Annotated in this window: 21 protein-coding genes; 16 read left to right on the top strand and 5 right to left on the bottom strand. The window is 51.2% G+C overall.

The annotated features are described in order from the left end of the window. The first annotated feature begins 9 nt into the window (after positions 1-9). From I2G61_RS09805 to I2G61_RS09740, 14 genes are all read left to right on the top strand, one after another. Positions 10-822: a PTS sugar transporter subunit IIC gene (locus I2G61_RS09805; RefSeq protein ID WP_195548222.1), complete on the top strand. Its 813-nt coding sequence runs from the start codon at positions 10-12 to the stop codon at positions 820-822. Continuing rightward, positions 815-1,627 (top strand): PTS system mannose/fructose/sorbose family transporter subunit IID, encoded by an 813-nt coding sequence (locus I2G61_RS09800; RefSeq protein WP_195395757.1) that lies wholly within the window; start codon positions 815-817, stop codon positions 1,625-1,627. The genes I2G61_RS09805 and I2G61_RS09800 overlap by 8 nt, the downstream gene beginning before the upstream one ends. Beyond that, positions 1,611-2,489 (top strand): HAD family hydrolase, encoded by an 879-nt coding sequence (locus I2G61_RS09795; protein ID WP_195395756.1) that lies wholly within the window; start codon positions 1,611-1,613, stop codon positions 2,487-2,489. The genes I2G61_RS09800 and I2G61_RS09795 overlap by 17 nt, the downstream gene beginning before the upstream one ends. Beyond that, the gene (locus tag I2G61_RS09790) at positions 2,482-2,901 is read left to right on the top strand and encodes a PTS sugar transporter subunit IIA (protein ID WP_072683078.1); all 420 of its coding nucleotides are present in this window, start codon (positions 2,482-2,484) and stop codon (positions 2,899-2,901) included. Before I2G61_RS09795 ends, I2G61_RS09790 begins: the two co-directional genes overlap by 8 nt. A 9-nt stretch (positions 2,902-2,910) precedes the next feature. Continuing rightward, positions 2,911-4,140 carry a hypothetical protein gene (locus I2G61_RS09785; protein WP_006057241.1) on the top strand — a complete coding sequence of 410 codons (1,230 nt, stop codon included), beginning with the start codon at positions 2,911-2,913 and terminating at the stop codon, positions 4,138-4,140. Between the two features lie 71 nt (positions 4,141-4,211). Beyond that, positions 4,212-6,143, top strand: coding sequence for an HTH domain-containing protein (locus I2G61_RS09780; RefSeq protein ID WP_195548221.1), 1,932 nt, complete (start codon positions 4,212-4,214; stop codon positions 6,141-6,143). A gap of 75 nt (positions 6,144-6,218) precedes the next feature. Continuing rightward, positions 6,219-6,677 (top strand): hypothetical protein, encoded by a 459-nt coding sequence (locus I2G61_RS09775; protein ID WP_195395752.1) that lies wholly within the window; start codon positions 6,219-6,221, stop codon positions 6,675-6,677. 186 nt (positions 6,678-6,863) lie between these two features. Further along, positions 6,864-7,259, top strand: coding sequence for a BlaI/MecI/CopY family transcriptional regulator (locus tag I2G61_RS09770; RefSeq protein ID WP_072683081.1), 396 nt, complete (start codon positions 6,864-6,866; stop codon positions 7,257-7,259). 151 nt (positions 7,260-7,410) lie between these two features. After that, positions 7,411-8,472, top strand: a complete 1,062-nt coding sequence (locus I2G61_RS09765; RefSeq protein WP_072683082.1) for a hypothetical protein — start codon at positions 7,411-7,413, stop codon at positions 8,470-8,472. A 190-nt stretch (positions 8,473-8,662) separates the two neighbouring features. Next, positions 8,663-11,689, top strand: coding sequence for an AAA domain-containing protein (locus tag I2G61_RS09760; RefSeq protein WP_072683083.1), 3,027 nt, complete (start codon positions 8,663-8,665; stop codon positions 11,687-11,689). A gap of 54 nt (positions 11,690-11,743) precedes the next feature. Further along, a complete protein-coding gene (locus tag I2G61_RS09755; protein WP_072683084.1) occupies positions 11,744-13,066 on the top strand; it encodes a hypothetical protein in 1,323 nt (440 codons plus the stop codon). Between the two features lie 51 nt (positions 13,067-13,117). Beyond that, on the top strand, positions 13,118-14,449 hold the full coding sequence (locus tag I2G61_RS09750) for an MFS transporter (RefSeq protein ID WP_083538356.1): 1,332 nt from the start codon (positions 13,118-13,120) through the stop codon (positions 14,447-14,449). A 64-nt stretch (positions 14,450-14,513) separates the two neighbouring features. After that, complete coding sequence (locus I2G61_RS09745; RefSeq protein ID WP_072683086.1) at positions 14,514-14,963, top strand: hypothetical protein; 450 nt, start codon at positions 14,514-14,516, stop codon at positions 14,961-14,963. 111 nt (positions 14,964-15,074) lie between these two features. Continuing rightward, a complete protein-coding gene (locus I2G61_RS09740; RefSeq protein ID WP_072683087.1) occupies positions 15,075-16,484 on the top strand; it encodes an ATP-binding protein in 1,410 nt (469 codons plus the stop codon). A 255-nt stretch (positions 16,485-16,739) separates the two neighbouring features. On the opposite strand, the gene I2G61_RS09735 is transcribed toward I2G61_RS09740, so the two are convergent. From I2G61_RS09735 to I2G61_RS09715, 5 genes are all read right to left on the bottom strand, one after another. After that, positions 16,740-17,381 carry a CatA-like O-acetyltransferase gene (locus I2G61_RS09735; RefSeq protein WP_072683088.1) on the bottom strand — a complete coding sequence of 214 codons (642 nt, stop codon included), beginning with the start codon at positions 17,379-17,381 and terminating at the stop codon, positions 16,740-16,742. Positions 17,382-17,660: 279 nt separating this feature from the next. Then, complete coding sequence (locus I2G61_RS09730) at positions 17,661-19,139, bottom strand: TrkH family potassium uptake protein (protein ID WP_072683089.1); 1,479 nt, start codon at positions 19,137-19,139, stop codon at positions 17,661-17,663. Beyond that, positions 19,136-19,801, bottom strand: coding sequence for a TrkA family potassium uptake protein (locus tag I2G61_RS09725; RefSeq protein WP_072683090.1), 666 nt, complete (start codon positions 19,799-19,801; stop codon positions 19,136-19,138). Before I2G61_RS09725 ends, I2G61_RS09730 begins: the two co-directional genes overlap by 4 nt. 2 nt (positions 19,802-19,803) lie before the next feature. Beyond that, positions 19,804-20,277: a TrkA family potassium uptake protein gene (locus tag I2G61_RS09720; protein WP_072683091.1), complete on the bottom strand. Its 474-nt coding sequence runs from the start codon at positions 20,275-20,277 to the stop codon at positions 19,804-19,806. Next, positions 20,271-20,666, bottom strand: a complete 396-nt coding sequence (locus I2G61_RS09715; RefSeq protein ID WP_072683092.1) for a hypothetical protein — start codon at positions 20,664-20,666, stop codon at positions 20,271-20,273. Before I2G61_RS09715 ends, I2G61_RS09720 begins: the two co-directional genes overlap by 7 nt. Positions 20,667-20,995: 329 nt before the next feature. Here I2G61_RS09715 and I2G61_RS09710 point away from each other — a divergent pair, with 329 nt between their 5' ends. Further along, entirely contained in the window at positions 20,996-21,553 is a 558-nt protein-coding gene (locus I2G61_RS09710) for a TetR/AcrR family transcriptional regulator C-terminal domain-containing protein (RefSeq protein ID WP_072683093.1), read from the top strand. A gap of 92 nt (positions 21,554-21,645) precedes the next feature. Further along, positions 21,646-22,797 carry a lactaldehyde reductase gene (gene fucO / locus I2G61_RS09705; RefSeq protein WP_072683094.1) on the top strand — a complete coding sequence of 384 codons (1,152 nt, stop codon included), beginning with the start codon at positions 21,646-21,648 and terminating at the stop codon, positions 22,795-22,797. Positions 22,798-22,971: the final 174 nt, after the last annotated feature.

Raw genomic sequence — 22,971 nt, 5'->3', positions numbered from 1 at the left:
AGAGAAAGAATGTTTAATCCGATACAGATCATACTGCTGATTCTTGCCTGCCATATCATCGGAACGCTGGGGCAGAATGTCCAGTTAGTCGCAAAATTCGGCGGCCAGCAGGTATTCCGCGGCCTGATCGCCGGCTTCATTATGGGAGATGTCAAAACCGGGCTGCTGATCGGCGGTACCTTCCAGCTGATGTCCATGGGCTTGGCGGCCTATGGCGGCGCGTCGATTCCTAATTTCAACATTGCCCTGTGGATCTCTGTTCCCTTTGCGATCGCTTCCGGCACCGATGCTCCGCTGGAGCTGGCGATGGCGGTCGGCGTTCCGGTCGCCACGCTGGGCATTCAGCTGGACGTCATTGCCAAAACAGTTAATTCCTATTGGTATCACCGTGCTGAAAAACATGTCGAGAAACGCGAATACAAGAAATTATACCGCGATATTCTCATTGGCGAATACGGCTTCGGCCGCGCCGCTTTAGGCCAGACGCTGCCGGTCATCATCTTCTTACTGTTCGGTGAGCCGATTGTTCAGCTGATTATCAATTATATGCCGGTCTGGCTGACCAGCGCATTGGGCACGGTTTCCGGCGTACTTCCGGCGCTGGGCATGGCCTTACTGATGCTGTACATGCCGGTGAAGGAAAACTTCCATTATCTGCTTCTCGGCTTTGTGCTGTATGTCTTTTTCGGCCAGTCGATCCTGGCGATTACTCTGGTCGGCGCGGTCATTGCAATCGTCCTGTTTAAACGCATGGAAAAAGAGTCCAAAGCGGCAGCCAACGCTTATCTGAACGTGGATGCAGGAGGTATCGGAGATGAGTGAAAAGAATGAAAAGCTGACTAAAAAAGAACTGCGGAAATTCTCGCTGCGCTATGCCATTACTGCCCAGGCCAGTCAGAGCTACGAAGCGATGCAGGGAATTGCCTGCGTCTATTCGATGGGGCCATTCTTTGAAAAATGGTTCGCTGACGATCCGGAGCTGATGCAGAAAAAGTTCCAGAACAACTTGAAATTCTTCAACTGCCAAACCTATTTCGGAGCGGCGATCACCGCAGCGGCGCTGGCGATCGAGCAGGACCGCGATCCCTCGTCCCTGCAGCTGGCGGCTTCGTTAAAGACGTCGCTGATGGGTCCGTTCTCCGGCATCGGCGACGCGCTGTTCAACACGATACCGAAGGTCGTCATGGGGGCGATGACTGCCTATGCAGCGATTGAGGGCAACTGGATTACCAGCATCATCATGATCGCGATCTTTACACCGCTGATTACCTGGGTTCGTCAGAAGATGATCGAAGTCGGCTATTACGGCGGCGCGGAATTGATTACCTCGCGCAAGGATCAGCTCAACAACATCCGCGACGCGGTTTCTGTGCTGGGCGTCATCGTCATCGGCGCTCTGATTCCTTCGCTGGTCAAGGTCACGACACCGCTGGCGATCACTGTCGGCGATGCGACGCAGACGATTCAGTCGATTCTGGACGGCATTCTGCCGGCGCTGCTGCCGTGTTTGGTCACTGCGATGACCTATTTCGGCTTAACAAAAATCAAGGGCATGAATACGGTTAAGATGGTCTGGATTCTGATCGTCGTGACGATTCTGCTTTCCTACTTTGGCATCATTGCCTAAGCCGGATTCCCGGCGGATCGGCGAAACTGGCGGTCTGTCCGGGATTCGTCTGGCAGCGCTGGATTTTGACGGCACGCTGGTTCCCAAGGATGTGCCGAATGTAGATTTAAACGATCAGACCGCGGCTTTGCTGGAACAGCTGCGCTGCCGGGGCCTGCGGCTGATCGTTGCGACTGGGCGGCATCCGTCCTTTATTCAAAAACGAATCCGGAAATTTCAATTCGACGCAGTCATCGGCTATTCCGGTAATGTCAGCCACGGCCGCCAGAAAGAAGCCGCGGCGTTCAGCTTGGACATGATCCAAGCGGTCTACGTCTTTGCGCAGAACAACCCCGGTCTGGAAATGACGCTGTACTCGGATCATGGCATAGCCTGCGGAAGCAGCTCGGAAAGCCGGGAGGCGCTGCTGAAAAAATGGCGGCGCACCGATCGGATCTGTGATTTGAATGGGGTTGCCGATTTCCTGATCAGTGACATTCGAAAAGCAACAACGATGCAGATCAGCCGGATCTGCCTGCACCTGGACCGCTGGGAGCTGTATCCTGGAATCAAGTCAGAATTCCAAATTCATTTCCCCGGCTATCGTTTGGTCAAAACCGGAGACAAACAGGCGGAGGTTCTGGCTCAGGGACGCTCTAAGGCATCTGAAATTCTCAGGCTGGCGCACAGTCTTGGCATCAGTGCGGATCAGATTGCCTGCGCCGGGGATGATGAAAATGATATCGAGATGCTGCAGCTGTTTGATCACAGCTATTATATCGGCAGAAATGACGATCCGCTGCGCTCAGCCGCGGCTTACTGCGCGGGTCATGTTGATACCGTATTGGAACAACTGTTAATCAAAGGAGAAAGCCATGTTTAAAATAGCGTTGGCCAGTCATGGCAGTTTATGCCGGGGCATGCGGGAAACCGCAAAGCTGTTTGCCCAGGACGTCAGCTTCATTCAGATCTTTCCCTTTTATGAGGAAAACCCCGAATCGGATGTGGAAGTGCAGCTGGATGCCTGGATTCAGGATATTCATGAGGATGATGTCGTCGTGATGCTCACGGACATTTTATGGGGAAGCGTCAACCAGAAGATCATGCTGAAGCTGCAGAACCGAACGAACGTGCATATTGTCACGGGACTGAACCTGCCCTTGCTTCTGGAGATGATCACGATGGAGCCTCAGTCGGTCACCCCGGAACTCATATCCGAAAAAGTAAAAAGCTGCCGCGATTCGATCGCATTCATGCGGGAAGTGACCGTCGAATTTCAGGACGGCGACGAATAGGAGGATTTTATGGTAAAAGTTACGACTACGACAAGCGTGAACATCACGCCCGATCATCCGACATACATTGCCGGACACGCCATGCGGACGGAGAAGTTCAAGGGCGTTCATGATGAAATCGAAGCGATTATGCTGGGACTGCAGATCGACGGGAAGCCGTTTTTATGGATCGAGGCGGATATTTCTAATTTTGACTGTGATTTTGTCCATTTGTTCAAGTATCACATCGTCGAAACTTTGCACATTCCCTACGATCACATCATCCTCAGCGCGGACCACAGTCATTCCGCTCCGCTGCTGCTGACGCGCAATCCGGAAATGCCGCATGACGACGGATGGCGCAAGGAGGTTCTAAAGAAGCTGATTGACGGTGCGCAGGAAACGATGAATAAGGAATTTCACGAAGCGGCGCGCGTGCAGTGCACGAAGGGCGAATCGCAGGGATATTACGGCAACCGCAACGCGAAGGACAAATACGGCGATACCTCGATCGTTGTGATCGAATTTAAGGATGAGTCCGATGCCACCATCTCGGCCTTGGTGAACATGTCCTGTCATTCCACCGTGCTTTCTCCGGAAGAATACCAAATTTCAGGCGATCTGCTGGCTGCCGTCCGGCGCGAGCTGATTCCATATCTGAACGTCACGCCGCTTGTCTGCAACGGCAACGCCGGCGATATGTCCAACCGGCTGTACCGCCAGAACAATGACTTCAATGAACTGAAGCGTGTCAGCTCAGGAATCGCCCGGCAGATTTCCCAGTTTGATACAAAGCTGGACCTGACCCTTGCCCATCCGCAGTCAAAAACGTTTGTCTTTCCAATCGAATACGACCCGGACATCGACGTCCTGAAAGCCCGCCTGGCCGATTCCCAGGCTAAGCTGGAACAGGCGGTCGCTTACGATGAGCGGAAGTGGCTGATCTCGGAAATCAATGGTTTCCAGCGGAAAATCAAAGCGGGTCATGTTAAAATGGATTTGGAAGCGACGATTCTGCGGATGCAGGACTTAGAAATTGTCGTGCTGCCGTGCGAGCTGGTTTCCGCCTTCGGCCGTCAGATCAAAAAGAGCTCCCAGGCTAAGGTGTGCTTTGTCTGGGGCTATGCGAACGGCCAGAACGGCTATGTCGTCGAAGCCAGCGAATTCGGCGGCGGTCATGACGGAATCTCAACGCAGCTGCCGAAAGGCAAGGCGGAAGAATTTGTCGCCCTGATCATCCAGCATTTATTTAATAATTAAGTCATTGAAAGAATCCTCGTTGAAAGCATTTTGCCTTTGATGAGGATTCTTTGCAGAACAGGAGGAAATCCATGGTCTATCATTTTACTTCCCGCGAAAAGAATATCCTGCATTATCTGTCCATCAGCGATACCTATATTTTAGGCAAGCAGCTGGCGGCTGTCACCGGAGTGAGCGAGCGGACGATCCGCGATGATATCAAACGGATCAATCAGGTTCTGTTTTCCGAGGAACTGGATGATTTTTTTGAACTGGTCAGCACGCATACGAAGGGCTACAAGGTGTGGGTCAAGGATGCCTGCCAGTTCAGGCAGTTTATGAAGGATCTGGATTATGACGTCAACACGATGGAGCGGGAGCTGATCCATTTCCGCGAGCGCGAAATCCGTCTTCTGGCAATGCTGATGAAGGATGTCACGCTTTATAAGCTGTCGCAGATGCTGTATTTCAGTGAATCAACAATCCGCTCGCTGATCAAAAAATCCAACGGCACCTCGCTCAAAAGTCACTACACGATGAACTTCGCCAACGGGAAATTAAAGGTCAACGGCAATGAGATCGCAATCCGCATCGCGGCTTTAAAAACAATCTATGTCAATCCGGAATACAAGGGAATCCCGGACAACATCCGCGGCCAGATCACCAATCCTGAATTTGAGGAAAACGTGTATGAAGCGCTGGAAAGTTTTTTCAAACAGAGCGAAACGCTGAGCGTCCCGTCGCTGCTGTTTCAATACATGTCAAAGTCGCTCTGGATTTCCTACCGGCGCAATCAGTTTAACAAATGCGTGTCGTTTACAGAGGAAGAAAAGCGGATGCTGGAGAGCTACGACGTGGAATTCAGCGCGGCGGAGGCGATCGTTGCCCTGCTGGACCGCCGGTATCATTACGAATTTCTGCGCGACGACAGTTATTTCCTGGCGATGATCTTAATTTCCTTCGGCAGCCGCAGAAACCTGATGATTCAGGAAATGGACAATGAAGCCTATGCGCTCTGCAAGCTGGCGGCCAACGTCATTTTAGAAGATTTTTATGACGGCGGCCGGCTTGAGGACGCAGATGCTCTGATGGAAAATCTGTCGTTGTTTTTCTGGGGTTTTCAGGTCCGCAGTCATTTTGACATCAGCCGGCAGTATATGGGCGTAACCCGCGTGAAGCGCAAGCTGATCACCGCCGCTGAATACAGCCGCAAGCTTTCCCGGCTGCTGGAAGATAAGCTTCATACGAGAATTGCGGATAAGGAAATGGTCTTTCTGACCGTCTGCATCGCGGAAGGGCTGGACCGCGGCCGGCTGAGGAAGAAGCAGCGGGTCTTGGTCACAAGTAAATACGGCCTCTGCGAAGCCCGGCGTTATGCCGAACAGCTTCAAAAACGATATCAGGATTCCCTGGCACAAATTGCTTCCTGCGAGTTATATGAGATTGAAAAAATCTACGATCAGTTTGACGTCATCCTGATCAATGACCGCAAGCTGGCGGCTCGGGACGAAAAACTGGTTTACTATCAGTCGTACAGTACAGTTAATACGATGAAGCCGCAAACGGAATACCGGATTACCCAGATCTGCGGCACTTATTGGTTTTATCATCAGCTCAGTCCTGAATGCTTCATAACGAATCTGGATCTAAAATCGAAGCATGAAGTTTTCCGCTACATCGCCAAGCGGTTTTTGGCGCCGATGCCGGAATTCAGGCATCCGGTCAGTTTACTGACGGATCAGGATAAGCGGCTGACCTGTGAATGCGGCTACCGGGTGGCGCTGGTCGCTGTGATCGAAGCGTCGGCAGTGAATCAAATTCATTTCCTGATTCTGAAAAATGCGATTTCCTGGAACCAGCGGTTTGTGCAGAATATCATCTTTATTCAGGCCGCTGCTTATCCGGATCTGCAGAACTATGAAATGGGTCTGCAGGCGATGCTGATCGACCCGGATAAATGCAGCCTGCTGATCGGCGAGCCCAATTTGAATACGCTGCGGAAAATATTAAATGTAGAGGAATAAAGCATGAAGGGTAGGCGATTGGCTTACTTTCAGACATGAATGATGGCCGTGCAGAACACGGGAATGGAGGAAAAAATGAAAGAATTAACTGCGAATGAGACAGCCGGTATCCGGATCAAAACGAAGCCAAGAACCTCGACAGGACTGTGTGCTTTCTTTGCCTTCGTGATGATCCTTTCCGGGAATGCCGCGCTCATGATTCCCGGTCTGATCTTTGCCCTTACGGCGCTGATCGTCGTCTTCGGCATTCAGGATGAAACCTGCGCCCGAATCGAAGCCGGAGAAATCGTTCTGCTTCCGGAAAAAACACAGGCTGTGACGGCTATTCCGTTCTGCGAGGTGGCGGAGTGGAATACCCGGGATGGAATCCGAATCCGGACTCTGAACGGAGAAACTTATTTTATTGAAACCCGGGACACAATGAAAGCGCATAGAGCGCTGTGCAGGCGCATGCCGGAATTGGAAACGTCTGCAATCCGTCAGCGGCAGCTGCGGGAGCGGAAATCGAAGAAGCCTCGCCGGGCGTCTCAGTAAAATAGAGTACTGTCAAAACGGAGTGAAAGAAAATTGAAGAGTAATGACTGGGCGTAGAATTTATGATAACCAAAAAAGGTTGAATCTACAAGCTGAAGGACAAGAACAGAAATAATAGGCTTTGTTTAGTAAAATCTCTTTCAAAAACTACAAAAAATAATATAATTGTAGCGAAAGGGGAACTGTATGAAAAAAACATCTAATTCTGAGAACTTAATTCTTCAATTATTTTGGAACAACAAATATCAAATCGCTTGTCATGAGATTTATAAAAGAGTGCGTGAAGCGTATCCCAACCACTGGAAAGATAGTTCAGTCGCTGTTTTTCTAATGAGAATGGAAGAAAAAGAGCTAATCAGGAAAGCAGAAATTGATGGAACAAAGTATTGGGTTTCCATCACCCAAGGTCAGTATTCTAAAAATTTACTCAATTCACTCTTAATGAAAAGTGAAAATAAGACCTTTGATGAAATTCTTCTCGGTTTTATCGAAGATCCGGAGAAACACCAGGCGGCTCTTGATGAAATTGATGCAGTTATAAGAAAATATGAAGCGATGGAACAAGCTGATTTTTCTGCTTAAAATGCTTTAAGAAGCATGAAGCTCTTTTCTGGATTTAAGCTTAGTCGTTTAGAAAATGTTGAATCAGCGCAGAATTGATAGAAAAGCAGGCAGGCATTGCCAAACTTTTTGGGATCGCTTAAAATAGAATAAACAAAAAGGAGGACAGCTCATGAATCAAATCAATGGGTTGCTGATGAGCGGAGATCTGCCGGTCGCTCTCATCGAGAAGAATCAGCTTAAAATACTCCGCAGCGATTGCCTTCCTTATTATTTCCGCAGAAACGGCGATCTATTGACATGGATCCAAAGTCGGGCGATTGACGGGGATCGCGTACATTCCCGTCTTCTTAAAAAAGCGCTTCAGCTGCAGAGGAAGGATGAGTTATCCACAACCATGGCAGTTAGAGCTGCGTGTATTACAGATAACTATTGGATCAAATTAGACACCGACACCTTGACGTATGAGGATATCCGCTTTAAAACCGATACCTATTCCGATCTTGCCTTAGCGGGAGATTTGGAGGTGTTTTCCCAAAGATTAGATCCGCGATCCTCGCACACTCCGGAGTTGACCAATATCGGCAGCTTTGAAAAAGGCTGGAAGCTTGTTGACGGAGTCTGGTGGTTAAGCAAGCAAGGCAGTCCTGAACAACTTTTCAGCGAATTCTTCTGTGCTCAGCTCGGACGCTTTTTAGGCATGGACATGGCGGTCTACCGATTAAAAGAAGACTATATCATGTCGGAGGATTTTACGAAACAGGAAATGAATTTTGAACCAGCGGCCGCGCTGATTGGTGATCAAACGGAAGATTACACATTGAATTATCAAACGCTGAAGAATCTGAATCCAGATTGCGGCAGGCAATATTTAGATCTTTTGTATCTGGACGCAATCGTTAGAAATCCCGATCGCCATGAGATGAATTACGGTATTTTACGATCCCGGACGACCGGTAAGGTTCTGGGAATGGCGCCGAACTTTGATAATAATCTTTCTTTAATCGCGATGGGATACCCCAGAAATTTAGATCGATCCCAGGATCGGCTGATCGACGCCTTCAGAGAATTTCTTATCCAAAATCAGATTGAGTACAACCCGCCGCAATTTACGGAATCGGTCTTACGGGACATCATGGAGTCCATCCCTATTTCCGTGAACGCCTCTGAAATCATAACGTTCCTGATGAACGGACAAGCGGCGTTCGTTCAAGCCTGTGGGAATAAGTACTGAGTGCAAAGCGGATCCAGGCGGTTCTGTTCTTTGATTTGGACGGAACACGTTCAAGCTTATGGAAGTTATTGATAATTCTCTTTCAATTCTGGATGTTGAAAAGCGGACTGCCCTGGGGTACCCTTTGTACGGTCTGCTTTTCTATTTGAAAACGGCTGTGGTATAATCAACTTAAGGAGCAAGTCAATCTATGAATTCCAAGGCCCTGGAGTGTTCAAAATCGATACAGAGCGGAAAATGGCTGCAGATCGAGTATGACAACACGAGCGATCAGAAGCGGACATTTTTTTGGATTGCGATCGAAGACATCGAAGTCCCGAGCCGAAAAATGAAAGTGAAAATGTTCAACCCGGAGAAGTCAATGGACGTTCTGGACGGAACGGTCTATTTTGATAAAATTCTGTCGGCGCGGGTCATCGAAAGTACAATCTTTCCGCTGCAGGAAGCCCTGATGGATAAAATCCGCACGCATTACAATGACTTTGACTTTCTGGAATATACCGGCATCAATGAGCGGGTGCTCGGCTATTACCGGCAATGCTACCTGCTGGATCAGGACACCTCCGTTCACAGCTATACGCTGGTCGATGGTCTGGATCCTGATATTTTAAAGAAGAACGCGATGCCGCTGGGGCTGGAACAATTTGATCAGATGGTGCGCCGGCTGCAGAACGAGCTGCGCCTGCAGCGGCGAAAACAAGCTCCGGCCTGGCTGAAGCTGGCGATCAACGTACTGGCCCTGCAGCGGCGGGATGGGATGATTCCAATCGTTTACCGCGATCTTTTGCTCGATCTGGTTCACCGCCGGCTGATCGTCTCGCCGGATCTTGGCTTCAACATCAAAGTCAGCGACGACCAGGAGCAGCCGCGGTTTTTACTGCAGCGCTATCTCGACTGCTCAGCCGGGGAATTCATCGACCGCTATCCGACTCAGGCTGCGATGATGAGCGAACAGATTGCGGTGAACTGCGGACGAGGCGAAACTGTGGATGAACGGCCGTATTTGTTTGAACTCAAGCGCCGGATGAACATTAACATTGAAACAGAATACAATGAAATTCAGAACCAGATGCAGAATCAGACGCTCTGTGCTCCGCTGAAAGCCTTCTTTGGCATGCCGGAAAAAGTCCGCCGGCGGAAGACGCCGATTCTGACGCTGGGGTCGCAGGTCAACATCAATCAGTTCCGGGCGATTTATAACGCCATGAATCAAAACGTTGTGTATGTCCAGGGACCGCCGGGGACCGGGAAAAGCGCGACGATCGTCAACGTGCTGCTTTCCTGCTTTCTCAATAACCAGACCGCCCTGGTCGTTTCCAATAACAACGAAGCGATCGACAATCTGGACCGCAAGCTGAACTCCCTGCAAAGCGGAGACCGGCGAATACGCTTTCCAATCCTGCGCTTGGGCTCCAATCAGCGGATTGAGGAGGCGCTGGTGCAGATCAAGCTGTTTTTAGATCAAGCTCAGGCCTGTCCGCCGACGCGGGAAGAACGGGAAGAACTGAAGGTATTGACGAAGAAACTGGGCGGCAGCCGCAAGCAGATGAATCAGCTGCTGGATCAGATTGAAACCCGGCTGGAGCTGGATGAACAGATCGAATCGCTGGAAGGGGTATTAAACCAGCTGCGGTTTAGCAGCCGGCAGGAACCAAGCGCCCAGATGACTGCGATGGCGATTGAAAGCCAGCTTGCCGGACTGCGCCGTCAGCGCCAGTCACTGGAAGGCGTAAGTGAAGATGAAATCCAGGCAGTTCAGGATCCCCGCGAGGTTCTGCGGTATCTTGATCTGAAATCGCGGGCTGTGCTGCAGCGCCTGTTGAACAAACGCAATGAATCATTGCGATCCATCGTCCGGATTGACAACCCGGAAGACCGTTTTCTTGAGTTCCGGGCGCTGATTCAGAGGCGTGAAGGGTTGGAACAGGTGCTGGATTGTTTTCCATTTCTGATTTCCACCAATGTGTCCTGCAGCAAGCTGGCCACCGCGGAACCCATTTTTGATCTCATGATCATGGATGAAGCCGGGCAGTGCAGCAATCCGCTTTCCTTATTGCCGATGGCCCGGTGCCGCCGGGCACTGTTTGTCGGCGATCCGAGCCAGCTGCAGCCGGTCATCACGCTGCCCGCTTCCCGCAATACCCGGCTGGTCTGGGATTACGATATTCCCCAGGCTTATGATTATAAGATGAACTCGATTCTCAGCACGATGCTGAAAATCGACACGATCTCAAAATTTATTCTGTTAAAACATCATTACCGCTGCGCAGATCCGATCATCGCCTTCTCCAATCAGAAATATTACGGTGGGGAGCTGGTGCTGTGCGGCCCGCCAGCTTCACCGGATGCGCTGACGCTGATCGACGTGCATTCCTCGGCGCAGAAGCAGAAAAACGTGGCGATGGAAGAAGTCGCGGAGATCGTCCGCCAGATTCGCGATCATCCCCAGAAGAATGTCGCGGTGATCACGCCGTTTCGCCGTCAGGCACAGATGATCCGGCGGGTTCTGTCTGAACAGGACCTCGATTTCGTTAAGGTTGGAACAATCCACACCTTCCAGGGCGACGAGAAGGACACGGTGATTCTCAGCTGCGCGATGACAGAATCGACGACGCAGGGCACGTTTGACTGGGTGAAAAACAATCAGGAGCTGATCAACGTCGGCGTCACCCGCGCTCAGCAGCATTTCACGATGATCGCCGACCGGGCCCAGATCGCCCGCCTCTCCCAGGGGAAAACCAACGATCTGCTGGAACTGATGCAATATGTCGGAAAGCAGGGGCAAACTCAAATCAGCGCCCGGGAAAGTCAGCTGTTTCAGTCGAAGGTCAAAAACTTTAAGTATTTCAACACCGCCGCGGAAGATGAGTTTTTGAAAACACTGCTGCACATCAAATCGGTATTCGGCCAGATTTTAGTCGAACAGAAGGTGAAGATCACTGACGTTCTGGAATTGGATCCCGGAGATCGCAAGTTGTTTATGTATGGAAATCAGGCTCATTTTGATTTTGTGATCTACGACTTGAGCCACCGGCCGTTATTGGCGGTGGAGGTCGGCGGCACGGAGCATTTCAACGATGCCAAGGTCCGCAGCCGGGATCAGAAAAAGCGCCAGATCTGCGAGGCGCATCAACTCCGGCTGATCACGATCCGCAACGACTATGTGCGCCGCTATTCGTTTATCAAGGAATCCATTCTGGAAGCTTTGGGTGAGTAGCATGAACGAAGTGGCTGGTCAGAGCCTTAAGAAGCCGACAGAGGAGGGCTGTGTATGCAGGAAGAAACAAAACGCGTAGCCGGGGTGTTGATCGGCATTCACCGCCGTCAGCGCTTAATGGAAGATCCGGCCGGCGGCTGGACGCAGGATCAATTTATCCTCGATGAGACGGGAGAAGCGATTTGTTCGCGGATGACGTTATATAAATTGGAACAGGGCCAGGGAATTCAGGATGAAGAACGGCTGGAGCTGCTGCTTCGAAAACTGGGCGAAACGCCGTTAAAACAACCCGAACAGGTTGATTTGCGTAAAGAACGAATCCAGCGGCTGAAGCAGGCTTACGAACAGTTCGATCAGAAAGCGCTCGGTGAGCTGCTTACGGATATCGAAGCCTTGCCGCTGACAACGCAGGTGATCACGATGGAGCTGCAGCTATGCCTGTCCTTGATCATCGAACATCTTGCCTTTCCGGATACGCAGCCGCACAAACCGTTGTATATCCGCTACCGTGAATTTGATGCGAAGCTGAAAAATCAGATTTCCATGTACCTTGATCTGGCTCAAGTGCTGGATGAGGATTTATATGTCATGATGATCGTCTTATTCTGGCAGATCAACATCAATCAATGGACGGATCGGAAACTGTCCGAAACCTTACTGGAACGGCTGGAGCAGTGTGAGCCGCACGACGGGATCTGGCTGCACCGCAAGGGCACCTTCCTATCCGCGCTGAACCGCAAGGCGGAAGCCCTGGATTGCTTCAATCAGGTGTTAAGCGGCTTGTATCCATTATCGGATTCCGTGCGTACCCTCACAGAGGTTATGCGTTTTCGGATCTGGAAGCAATTTGATCAGGACGACGCATTCCGCAGGAGCGGATCATTCGAACAAACGCTGGCAGCGCTGCCCAAGGAGCTGACAAGTCAGGGCTGGATGGAGCTGGGGCTGTGCCTGTGCGAAGGCGGCGCAAAGAGGGGGACGGAGCGGATCGACCGGGCGTTAGCCCAGGCGCCATATCTGGCGTTGTACTATCTGCCGCATTTATTTCGCTGTCCTCTGGATCCGGCGCGGATTTTGAAACTGGCGCAGGTCTATCTTGACCGCTGGACGACGCCCGGAACCCTGGCCGTTTACCGGTATTATGAAGCGAAGCAGACTGGGGAAGCGCCGGGCTTGCTGCAGCAGCGAATATTGAAAGAGATTCTGCCGGAGATTGAAGACACGGTCTACCGTCCGCAGGAGTTGATTCCGCTGCTCCATGACGAACTGCTGACGCTGGTGCAGCAGAGCGGCAGCTACAAAGGACTGGCAAATTTTGAGCGGATTACAAAACGGCGGAAACCGGCGCTGATCCGCGAAATTTGGATCAATGGATAAAGGCAGGACTTGCGGGTCCTGTTTTTGTTATAGTAAATCCGGGTGATCAAGATGAGAAAGAAAGAAATGAAAGCAGAAATGCCGCAGGCATTGACGGATGAAGCCGCAAAGAAAGTGGAAGAAGGACAGGGGGAGGAACCAAGGCAGGAGAACGAAAAGCCGCTGCTGCGCAACCGCAGCTATCTGCTTTTGCTTCAGGGCAACCTGTTTTCCGGCTTTGGCGATGTGCTGTTCAGCATAGCGGCCGGGATCTGGGTTTACAAACAGACGGGATCGACGATGATGATGAGCGTTATGAGTTCCATCAGCATGGCGGTTTCGGTGCTGATCACGCCGTTTTTGGGACCGATCGTCGACCGGCGAAGCAAGAAAAGGATGATGGTGCTGATGGACTTTATCCGTGGAGTGACGCTGGTGCTGGCCGGACTTTGGTTTTGGGGACGAGCGTTGTCAGTGCCGGTGCTGATTTTGTGCGCGGCGGCGATGGCGCTGTGCAACGCGCTGTTTAATCCAGCCGCAACGGCCGCGTTTACGCTTGTCGTTTCACGCAGCCAGTTCATGAAGGCACAGTCGTGGAACACAGGATTGTTCATGGTTATCAACCTGACTGGCAAGGGAATATGCAGCCTGTTGGCGCTGATGTGTGGGCCGGCAACTTTGTTGATCGTCAACGGCGTGCTGTATTGGGCTTCGTCGTTGTCGGAATGCTTCATCACGCTGCGGCCGACCGAAGTCCCGGTCTCAGCGTCAAGTTCCTTTTTCAACGATTTTAAAGAGGGCTTACAGATCACGTTTGGCAATCCGTCCCTGCGCGATCTGCTGCTTCTGCTTTTAGCCTGGAACGTACTGGTATCGGGCTTATCCTCGGTGACGCTGCCGTTTTTGCAGCAGAAGGGACTGGCCGATGAATTTTACAGTTTATATCTGACCTTCGGCAGCGTCGGCGCGGTAGCCGGAACGTTTATTCCCGGAATGCTGCCCAAACCGCTGCGCGATAAGCTGTGCAGCTTACTGCCGATGATCATCGGCACAATCGCCTCGTTCATCACCGCCTTGAGCCGCAATCCGGCGTTAGTATGCGTTTCGTATCTGATTGCCAATCTGTTCAATTCGATTGGCAACATCATCGTTTCCTCGGCGATGATTCTGGGCTGCGAGGAACAGATGCGCGGCCGGTTAGTCGCGCTGGAAACGTCGATCATGACGGCAGGCCGGCTGATCTCGACGCTGGCATTCGGTTTCTTTGGCGAAAGCCTGGCTCTGGGCCTGCTTTCAGCGATCGGTCAGGGAATTTGTCTGATCCTCTACCTGCCGTTTGTCAGAAACCGCCGTCTGAATCGTTTCCTGAAGGAAGGCGTCAGCGCGGAATCCGAGGCGAGTTGAGTAAAAAAGTCCGCAGCGTTCGCGGACAGGGTATAATAGAAGAATAAAAATAAAGGAGTCAAGCATGGAAAAAAATCCCCCTCTATCAAAAATTTATGAAGCGCTGAGCGCGGTGGCGGATCAGCGGATTGACATGCGGGCCGACCGCGCTTATGTTCTCTCCTCGGATCAGGCCAAACGGTACACGGTCAAGTTTTTGGAAAACGGCTATTCCAGCAACGACAACGCGACACTGTGGCAGCACTATCCAGGATATCCCATTCTGGCCGTGATGATGATGCAAGGTCAGCTGAAGATTCATGAAGAACGTTTGTCCTGGTTTCGGGCAGTGAACTGGAAACAGCTGAACACAAAGTATAAAAATCAATATGACAAAGCGATCGCGGAATTTCTTGAACCGTTTTCGGAAGCGATCCGCAGTCAGATTGAGGATGAAGTGGAATGCGTGTTTCATCAGCTGGAATCCATGGAACTGACGATCAAAGGCAACCGCGAGCCGAGGAACCCGCAGTAAACGCCTACCTTTCTTATCAACAAAATTACTCAGATACGATTTGCCAAATCATACTTGACTAAATTTATCATTTACTTTATAGTGAATTAAAAGGATAAGGAGGAGAACCGGATGTTTATTGGCAGAACTCGTGAACTCGCTGCTTTAGATCGGCTTTATCAATCGGATCGTTTTGAATTTGCCGTGATTTACGGCCGCCGCCGGGTAGGCAAAACGACGTTGATCAATCAGTTTATCAACGATAAAAAAGCCATTTATTTTATGGGTGTGGAAAGCAATGCTAAACAGAATTTAGAGAATTTCAGCCGCAGTATTTTGGAAATGGAAACAGGGTTCAAGGCTGAGACGACGTTTCTTTCCTTTCAGGCAGCTTTAGAAATGGTCTTTCAACTTGCCGAACATCAGCGGTTGGTTTTGGTCATTGATGAATACCCGTATGTAGCCCGAGCTTCTGCCAGCTTAGCTTCCACGCTCCAGCTTCTGATCGATCAATATAAAGAAACGTCTAAACTTATGCTTATCTTGTGCGGATCCTCGATGTCTTATATGGAAGATCATGTTTTGGCATACAAGGCTCCGCTTTATGGCCGGAGAACAGCTCAAATGAAGATCCTGCCGTTTGATTTTGAAGAAGTCTGCCGCTGTTTCCCCGGCTACTCTGCTGAAGAACAAGCGCTTGTTTACGGAGCGGTGGGCGGGACGCCTCAGTATCTGCTTCAGATTGACGATCGGCTCAGCGTCGCTGAAAATATTAAGAATACATTCTTAGATCCGACGTCCGCCTTATTTGAGGAGCCGGAAAATCTTCTGAAACAAGAAGTTCGTGAACCTGCCCTTTACAATGCGATCATTTCAGCAATCGCTAACGGGGCTTCCCGTTTGTCGGAGATTTCTTCAAAGGTTGGCGAAAATACGAATGTCTGTGCCGCCTATCTGAAGAATCTGTTAGGATTGGGATGGGTTCAAAAGGAAATACCGTATGGTGATCAGGCTTCCCGAAAGGCCGTCTATGTGATCAGCGACAATCTTTTCCGGTTCTGGTACCGGTTTGTTCCACAGAACAGCTCAATTATTTCCCGCGGAGCGAAAGAACTGGCTTTTAAGCGGATCGAGCCCTATTTATCAGAATACATGGGAAATGTTTTTGAACAGATCTGTATGCAATATCTTTGGAAATTGCTTCTGGCAGGCAGATCACCTGTGTTTTTTTCAGAGCTGGGTCGTTGGTGGGGAACGGATCCCCGCGAAAAAAAACAGACGGAAATTGACATTATGGGCGTTCAGGATAAAACGACGGCCTTGTTCGGTGAATGCAAATGGACGAATGAAAAGGTCGATCAAGGCGTGTTAAAAACATTAGTCAGCCGCAGCCAGCTGTTTTCTTACACAGAAGTTCACTTATTTTTATTTGCGAAGACCGGTTTTACGCAAGGCTGCCGCGAGATGGCGGAAACGCTGGACCATGTCAGTTTGATTTCGTTCACTGAAATGATGGAATTGTTTCGCGAACCTCAAGTGTGAAAAAGAAACGATGAAGAGTGCCGTCTTTTGTCAGCGTGAATTTTCTGGTTTCAATTTCTTTTGGCAGAAGCTCACGGTGACACAGAGTAAAGGACTGGAAAATCTTTGAATCACTCAGGGCAGCGATGTTGATCAACAATCGTGATTGGATCTGTCTTTGAAGCCGTCCCTGCGGGGCGGCTTCCGGCGCTTAAGTTTGGACTGGCGGCTGGTTGACAAGAAACGCCGGTTTCTTCGAGGCGTGACCGATCAGCGTCACAGAGCGGCGCACAGCTGGGCTAAGGCCTGATCCAGCGCCTGATAAAACAGCCCAAGATGGCGGCCGTCGACTAAGGCATGATGGCATAACACGGATACTGGCAGAACCAGCCGGTTATCCCGCGTTGAGAACTTGCCCCAGGTGATCCGGGGATTGCTGTCAGCGGGGATCGGCACCGGCTGAATCAATGCGGAATATGAAATCCAGGGCAGCGTGGAAATGTAGAAAAAATCCAGCGTGTCTTCCTCGTTTTCCGCAATCGATCCGCCTTGCTTTGCCGCCTCCTGCATCTTTTGCGCATAAGGCAAAAAGTCGGGGAAAGGCAGCGAATAATCCAGCGTGCAGTAACAATATGTCCCATCTTCCAGCGCGACGGTATGAGAAGTCCGGCAGCGATCAAACTGAATGATTTGCCCCTTGAGAATCCGCTGGCGGAATTCCGGAACGGCATTTGCGGCCTGGGCGGCGCAATAACAGAAGGAAAGGAAGAACGGCAGGCGCTGTTCTTTTATTTTGGCGTGGAACTTTGTGATATCGACGTCAGCGGTCACGCCGACATAGGGATAAGCCAACTGACTGAAGTATTCAAAATGGCTCTTTCGCTTGTAGGTCTCCAGATCTAAAATTTGATAATTCATGATTTTCTCCTTTGCGCTGACGCAGTTTGAAATGAAAGCGGGCATGAATTGAAAAGCCGTAAACGCAGATTCCAACCCTTACGGATTCTAATCCACAATTTACGGCTGTGAGTCGAAACGCTCAACCTGATTATGCGCTGCTATAACTTGTTTTCATTATAGAACAGACCTGGTTGATTCTCAAGATAAAGAAGCAGGTTCAAGAGGAAAGAAAGCGGAGAAACTGTCTTTCCACTTCTTCTCAAGGCCGGCGTCTTTCGCTTTCACAAAGCAAAACCGCTATTGGAAAACCGCGTTTTTTAAGCGAAGGAACCCCGCGTGGATCCCTGAGAGCAGAATGAAGATCTCCAACCGCCCTAAAAGCATTCCCGCCATTTCCACGATCAAGGCCAAAGCAGGCGTCGCCGGTCCGGTGATGCCGATTGACAACCCGACAGTCCCCAATGCGGAAGAAAAATCGAACATCGCTTCGATCAACGAACAATTCGCCGTCAGCATCAACAAGAACGTTCCAATCAGATAAATCAGAAAATAACAGAAAACAAAATTTGCGGTATCTGCTAACAACTTTTGATCAATGGCTACCCGTCCCTGCGGCCGCTTAAAAAACATACAGGAAACGGCGCCCGCCGGCGCGTTTCTGCGGCGCAAACTTTCACCCAGCCCCCGCAGCATCAGATAGACCCGCGTCAGTTTCAGACCCCCGGCCGTCGAACCAATTCCGCCGCCGATCAACATCATGACGATCAGTACGAACACCGCGGCCTGCGGCCACTGCGTATAACCGACTGTGGAAAAACCGGAAGTTGACAACGCGGAAACCACCTCGAAGAAAGCGATCCGGAAACTGCCGGGCAGATCGGCGTAAGCCGCAAAGAACAACACCAGCGCCGTCAGAGGAATTGCCATCGCCAGCACCAGTCCCATAAACCGGACTTCGCTGACGGCCATAAACTTACGCGCCTGTCTGCGCACCAGCAGCAACAACGCCGCAAAGTTCGTCGTTCCGATCACCATCAGTACGATCGTGATGAATTCGATCAGCGGACTTTGATAGTAGCCGATGCTTTCCACGCGGGTGGAGAATCCGCCGGTGGATAAGGCGCACATCGCATGGATCAGACTGTCGAAGAAATTCATGCCCGCCAGGACATAGGCCGCGACGCCCAGCGCCAGGAAGGTTGTGTACATCAACACGATCAAACGCACTGTCCGGCCCAGATTCGGGGTGAGCTGATCGGAATGTCCCTCAGCCTGAAACAGGTTCATGCTTTGTTTATTCTGGATGAACAACGTCATCACCATGACGAAGCCCAGACCGCCGCAATATTGCATAAAGCCCCGGTGAAACAGAAATATCGGTGAAACCTGCGTCACATCCAGCACGGATAAACCGGTCGTCGTCCAGCCGCTGACCGATTCGAACAAGCTTTGAATCCAGTTTAACCGGCCGGCTAAAACAAAGGGCAGCGCCCCGATGAAAATTCCGTACAGCCAGGCGAACAAGACGAAGAATCCCCCTTTTTGAATCAGCTGCGGACGTGGTTCCTCCTGATCCTGCACCGCCCCTTTCCAACAGCTGAACAACCCCGCCAAAAGCGAAATTCCAGCCGGCAGCGCGAAGGCTTCCAGTTCTTTGGGCAGGGTTGGATAAAAACAGGCCGTCACCATCGGTACGGCGCAAAGCAAGCCGCACAACATCATAAATTTGCCGATAATGCCGCCATGCCGCAGCCGGCTCCATCCTGAATTTTTCATTTGCCCTGCAGCACCCTGACGGAGGCGGCTTCCTGTTTGGCGGCGGCGATCAGAATCAGGACGTCCTGCGCTAATAGCTTCGTATCTCCATGCGGAACCAGCGGCTGATCCTGACGCAGAATCGTCGCGATGATGACGTCGCGGCTGAGCTGAATTTCGCTGAGCGTCTTCCCGATAACGGGAGAGGTAGCCGGCAGCCGCAGTTCGGAAATCCGCAGCTCGCCATCCCCCAGGGGAAGCAGGGTTGTAAATTCATCGAGAAAGGTCTGCTGCTCCACAATGCTGGTAATGGCAGACAACGCACAGACGACAGAATCGATCCCCATCCGGTAGAAAAATTTGATTTTTTCCGGATTGGCCACCAGTGAAACTGTCTTGCGGACGTGGAATTGTTTCTTGCAAAGCTGACAGATCACGAGATTGTCGTCATCCCGCGGCGTCAGCGCAATCGCGATATCTGCATTTTCCGCCTGAGCGTCTTCGAGCACGAAGGGCTTGGAGCCATCGCCGGTCAATACCGTCAAATCGCTCATCTGCGCCAGAACCCGGCAATGCAGGGGATTTTTATTGATCGCCGTGACGTCGTAGCCTTTTTCCAGAAACGACCGCGCCAACGTCTGCGCTTTATGAAAACCGCCGACAATCAGAATTCGTTTCTTCATGTTCAATTTCCTCCTTCCTGACCTGTCTGATTCAGACTGGCCGGATTGTTTAACAGCCGTTCGATCGCCAGAGACGACAGCGCGGTCGGACAGATCGTCTGGATCCCGAATTCCCGGTAAACACATTCCCGCTGCGGATCATACAGCCGGCAGATCACATGCGGCGTCTGGAAGCATTCCCGGGCCAGCTGCGCGATCATGATGTTGGTATTGTCGTTGTTGGTGACGATGACCAGATGATCCGCCCGTTCAATTTCAGCCTGCTTCAAAGTGGCGGCGTCCGTCGCGTCGCCGACTAACGTCAGTCCGGCGTAGGCCGGCGATAATTTGCGGAACGCCGCTTCGTTCTGATCGATCAGAATTACGTTTTTGCCCTCGTCCGATAATTGGTCGGCCAGCGTGGAACCCAGCCGCCCGCAGCCGACGATCACCGTCAATTTGGATTTGCCAAGCCAGTTGACATGAATACTTAACATGAATGTTTCCTCCTTACTACATGACCGATCCCTTTTTCGTCATAGACGATCTTCCATGGATTCCAGGCTGGAACGCTCTGACAGTCGCCTGGGGAATAAGCGAAATTCCCCTGATCGGTAAACGAGGCGCACAGCTCCAGATTGCAGCGGGCCGGGATATAAGTGGGATCGAGGGCCGCGGCTGCCCGGAAATGTTTCATGGCGGCAAACAGCTCATGATGGCTGGCCAGCAGGATGCCCATCAGGTTGTGCGGGACCGGCGAATGAGGATGCATGCGCATCGCTTCGGCGATTTCGTGTTCTCCGCCGGCGTAATTCTGCAGCCGGACGGCAGTCCGGATACTTTCCGTTAAGGCTTCCAACGTCATGGGATTTGCGATTTCATTCATCATGAACACCTCCGCTTCATCTTGACGGGAATAGAATACCGTGAAAGCTGTGAGTTTTGTGTGAGAAAGAACCGGCGGCGTGTGAGAATGGCGTGAGGATGAGATCCGGTTCAAGGATAAAAAAGCTGGCGGACAAAAGAAAAAGACAACATCTGCCGGGGGTTCCCATCGGATAAAACGCGCGTCTTTCTTTAAGCCAGAGCGGGAAGGTGAGGAAAAAGAACGTTGACAAATAAGAAAATCAGGAAATCGGCGGAGGCGGCGGTTGACGGAGAGCACGTTTTTTTTTATGATGAAAGCGAACAGGCAAAGCGAAAGGATGAGTCAGGATGGCGGAAAAGGAAATGATGAAGTACCGGCTGGCCGAGGCGATCAAGACATTGATGGAAACGGAACCTCTGGATAAAATCACCGTGCGGGATATTGTGGAGTCAGCCCATACGACCCGGCAGTCGTTCTACCGGCATTTTCAGGACAAATACGATCTGGTTAACTGGTATTTTGAACGGCTGGCTCAGAAGTCGTTTAAGCTGATGGGCGTCCAGTACACGCTGCGGGAAGGCTTGTTAAAAAAATTCGAATTTATCCGGCAGGAAAAAACATTTTTTTCTCAGGCTTTTCGTTCGCAGGACTACAATTCGCTGATGCACTATGATTATCAATGCATTCTTGATTTCTATACAAAATGGATCGAACAGAAGACGCAGCAGCCGCTGACGCCCCAGATTCAGTTTCTGCTTGAGATGTATTGCCGGGGTTCGATGCAGATGACGGTGAAATGGGTGATTCAGGGGGCAAAGGAAAGCCCGGAAACGATCGTGGATTTGTTGATCGACGCTCAGCCGGAAAAGCTGCGGGCAATGCTGCGGGATACAGAACTGGAATAAATCCGATTGTACCATTTTTGTCAAAGTGTCACTTGAATCCTTTGTTAATTTATTTACAATTAAAGTAAAGAAAGCGAAGGAGGAAATCAAATATGGCAAATCGCTTTATGTTAAATGAAACAAGCTACCATGGCTACGGCGCAGTCAACGAAATCGTAAACGAGGTGAAAAGCCGCGGCTTCCGCAAGGCGCTGATCGTCACCGATGCGGATCTGGTCCGGTTTAACGTCGTCAAAAAGGTCACTGATCTGCTGGATGCGGCAGGGCTGCCGTATGCGATCTATGATAAGGTCAAAGCCAATCCGACTGTCGATATGGTCAAGGAAGGGGTCGCGGCTTTCAAGGAAGCCGGCGCGGATTATCTGATCGCCATCGGCGGGGGTTCGCCGCAGGATACCGGCAAGGGGATCGGCATCATCATCAACAATCCGGAATTCGCCGATGTGGTCTCCCTGGAAGGCACGGCCGCTACGAAAAATAAAGCAGTGCCGATGATCGCGGTGGCGACGACTGCCGGTACGGCCGCGGAAACGACGATCAACTACGTCATTACCGACGAAGCCAGGCGCCGGAAGTTCGTCTGCGTGGATCCGCATGATCTGCCGGCTGTGGCGATCGTCGATCCGGAGATGATGTCAAGCATGCCAAAGGGATTGACGGCTTCCACCGGTATGGATGCGCTGACGCACGCGATTGAAGGGTATACGACGCTGGCTGCCTGGGAGCTGGCGGATACGCTGAACCTGAAGGCGATCGAGCTGATCGGCCGTTCGCTGCGCGCTGCGGTCAACAATGATCCGAAGGGCCGCGAAGACATGGCGCTGGGTCAGTATATGACCGGCATGGCGTTCTCCAACGTCGGTCTGGGCGTCGTGCATGGCATGGCGCATCCATTAAGCGCCTTCTACGGCATTCCGCACGGCGTTGCCAACGCGGTGCTGCTGCCGTATGTCATGGAGTTCAACAAGGATTACACCGGCGAGAAATTCCGTGAAATTGCCCGTGTCCTGGGCGTTAAGGGAGTCGACGCGATGAGGGAAGACGAATACCGTCAGGCGGCAATCGACGCGGTGCGTCAGTTGTCTCTGGATGTCAACATCCCGCAGACCCTGAAAGAAATCGGTGTTCAGGAAGAAGATTTGCCAGCGCTGGCAGAAGCGGCGATGGCGGACGTCTGCACCGGCGGCAATCCGCGCCCATGCACCTTTGAGCTGGTGCTGGAGGTCTATAAGAAAGCGTTCTGAGAGGCCGGCTGAATTTCCTGCGCTTTTAGAAATGGCCTGTATCGTTTGAAGCGAGCGTCAGGGATCAATGAAGAATTGATTGAAAAACACCGGGATTGTCAAACCCCGGTGTTTTTTTCATACGAAGTGGATACCACGTGCTATGCGCGTGGTGCCAGAGCTTAAAGTGTTAAA

This window comes from Holdemania sp. 1001095H_141210_F2 (assembly GCF_015558105.1).
Lineage (GTDB): Bacteria > Bacillota_I > Bacilli_A > Erysipelotrichales > Erysipelotrichaceae > Holdemania.
This window is presented reverse-complemented; position numbering and strand designations above follow the sequence as displayed.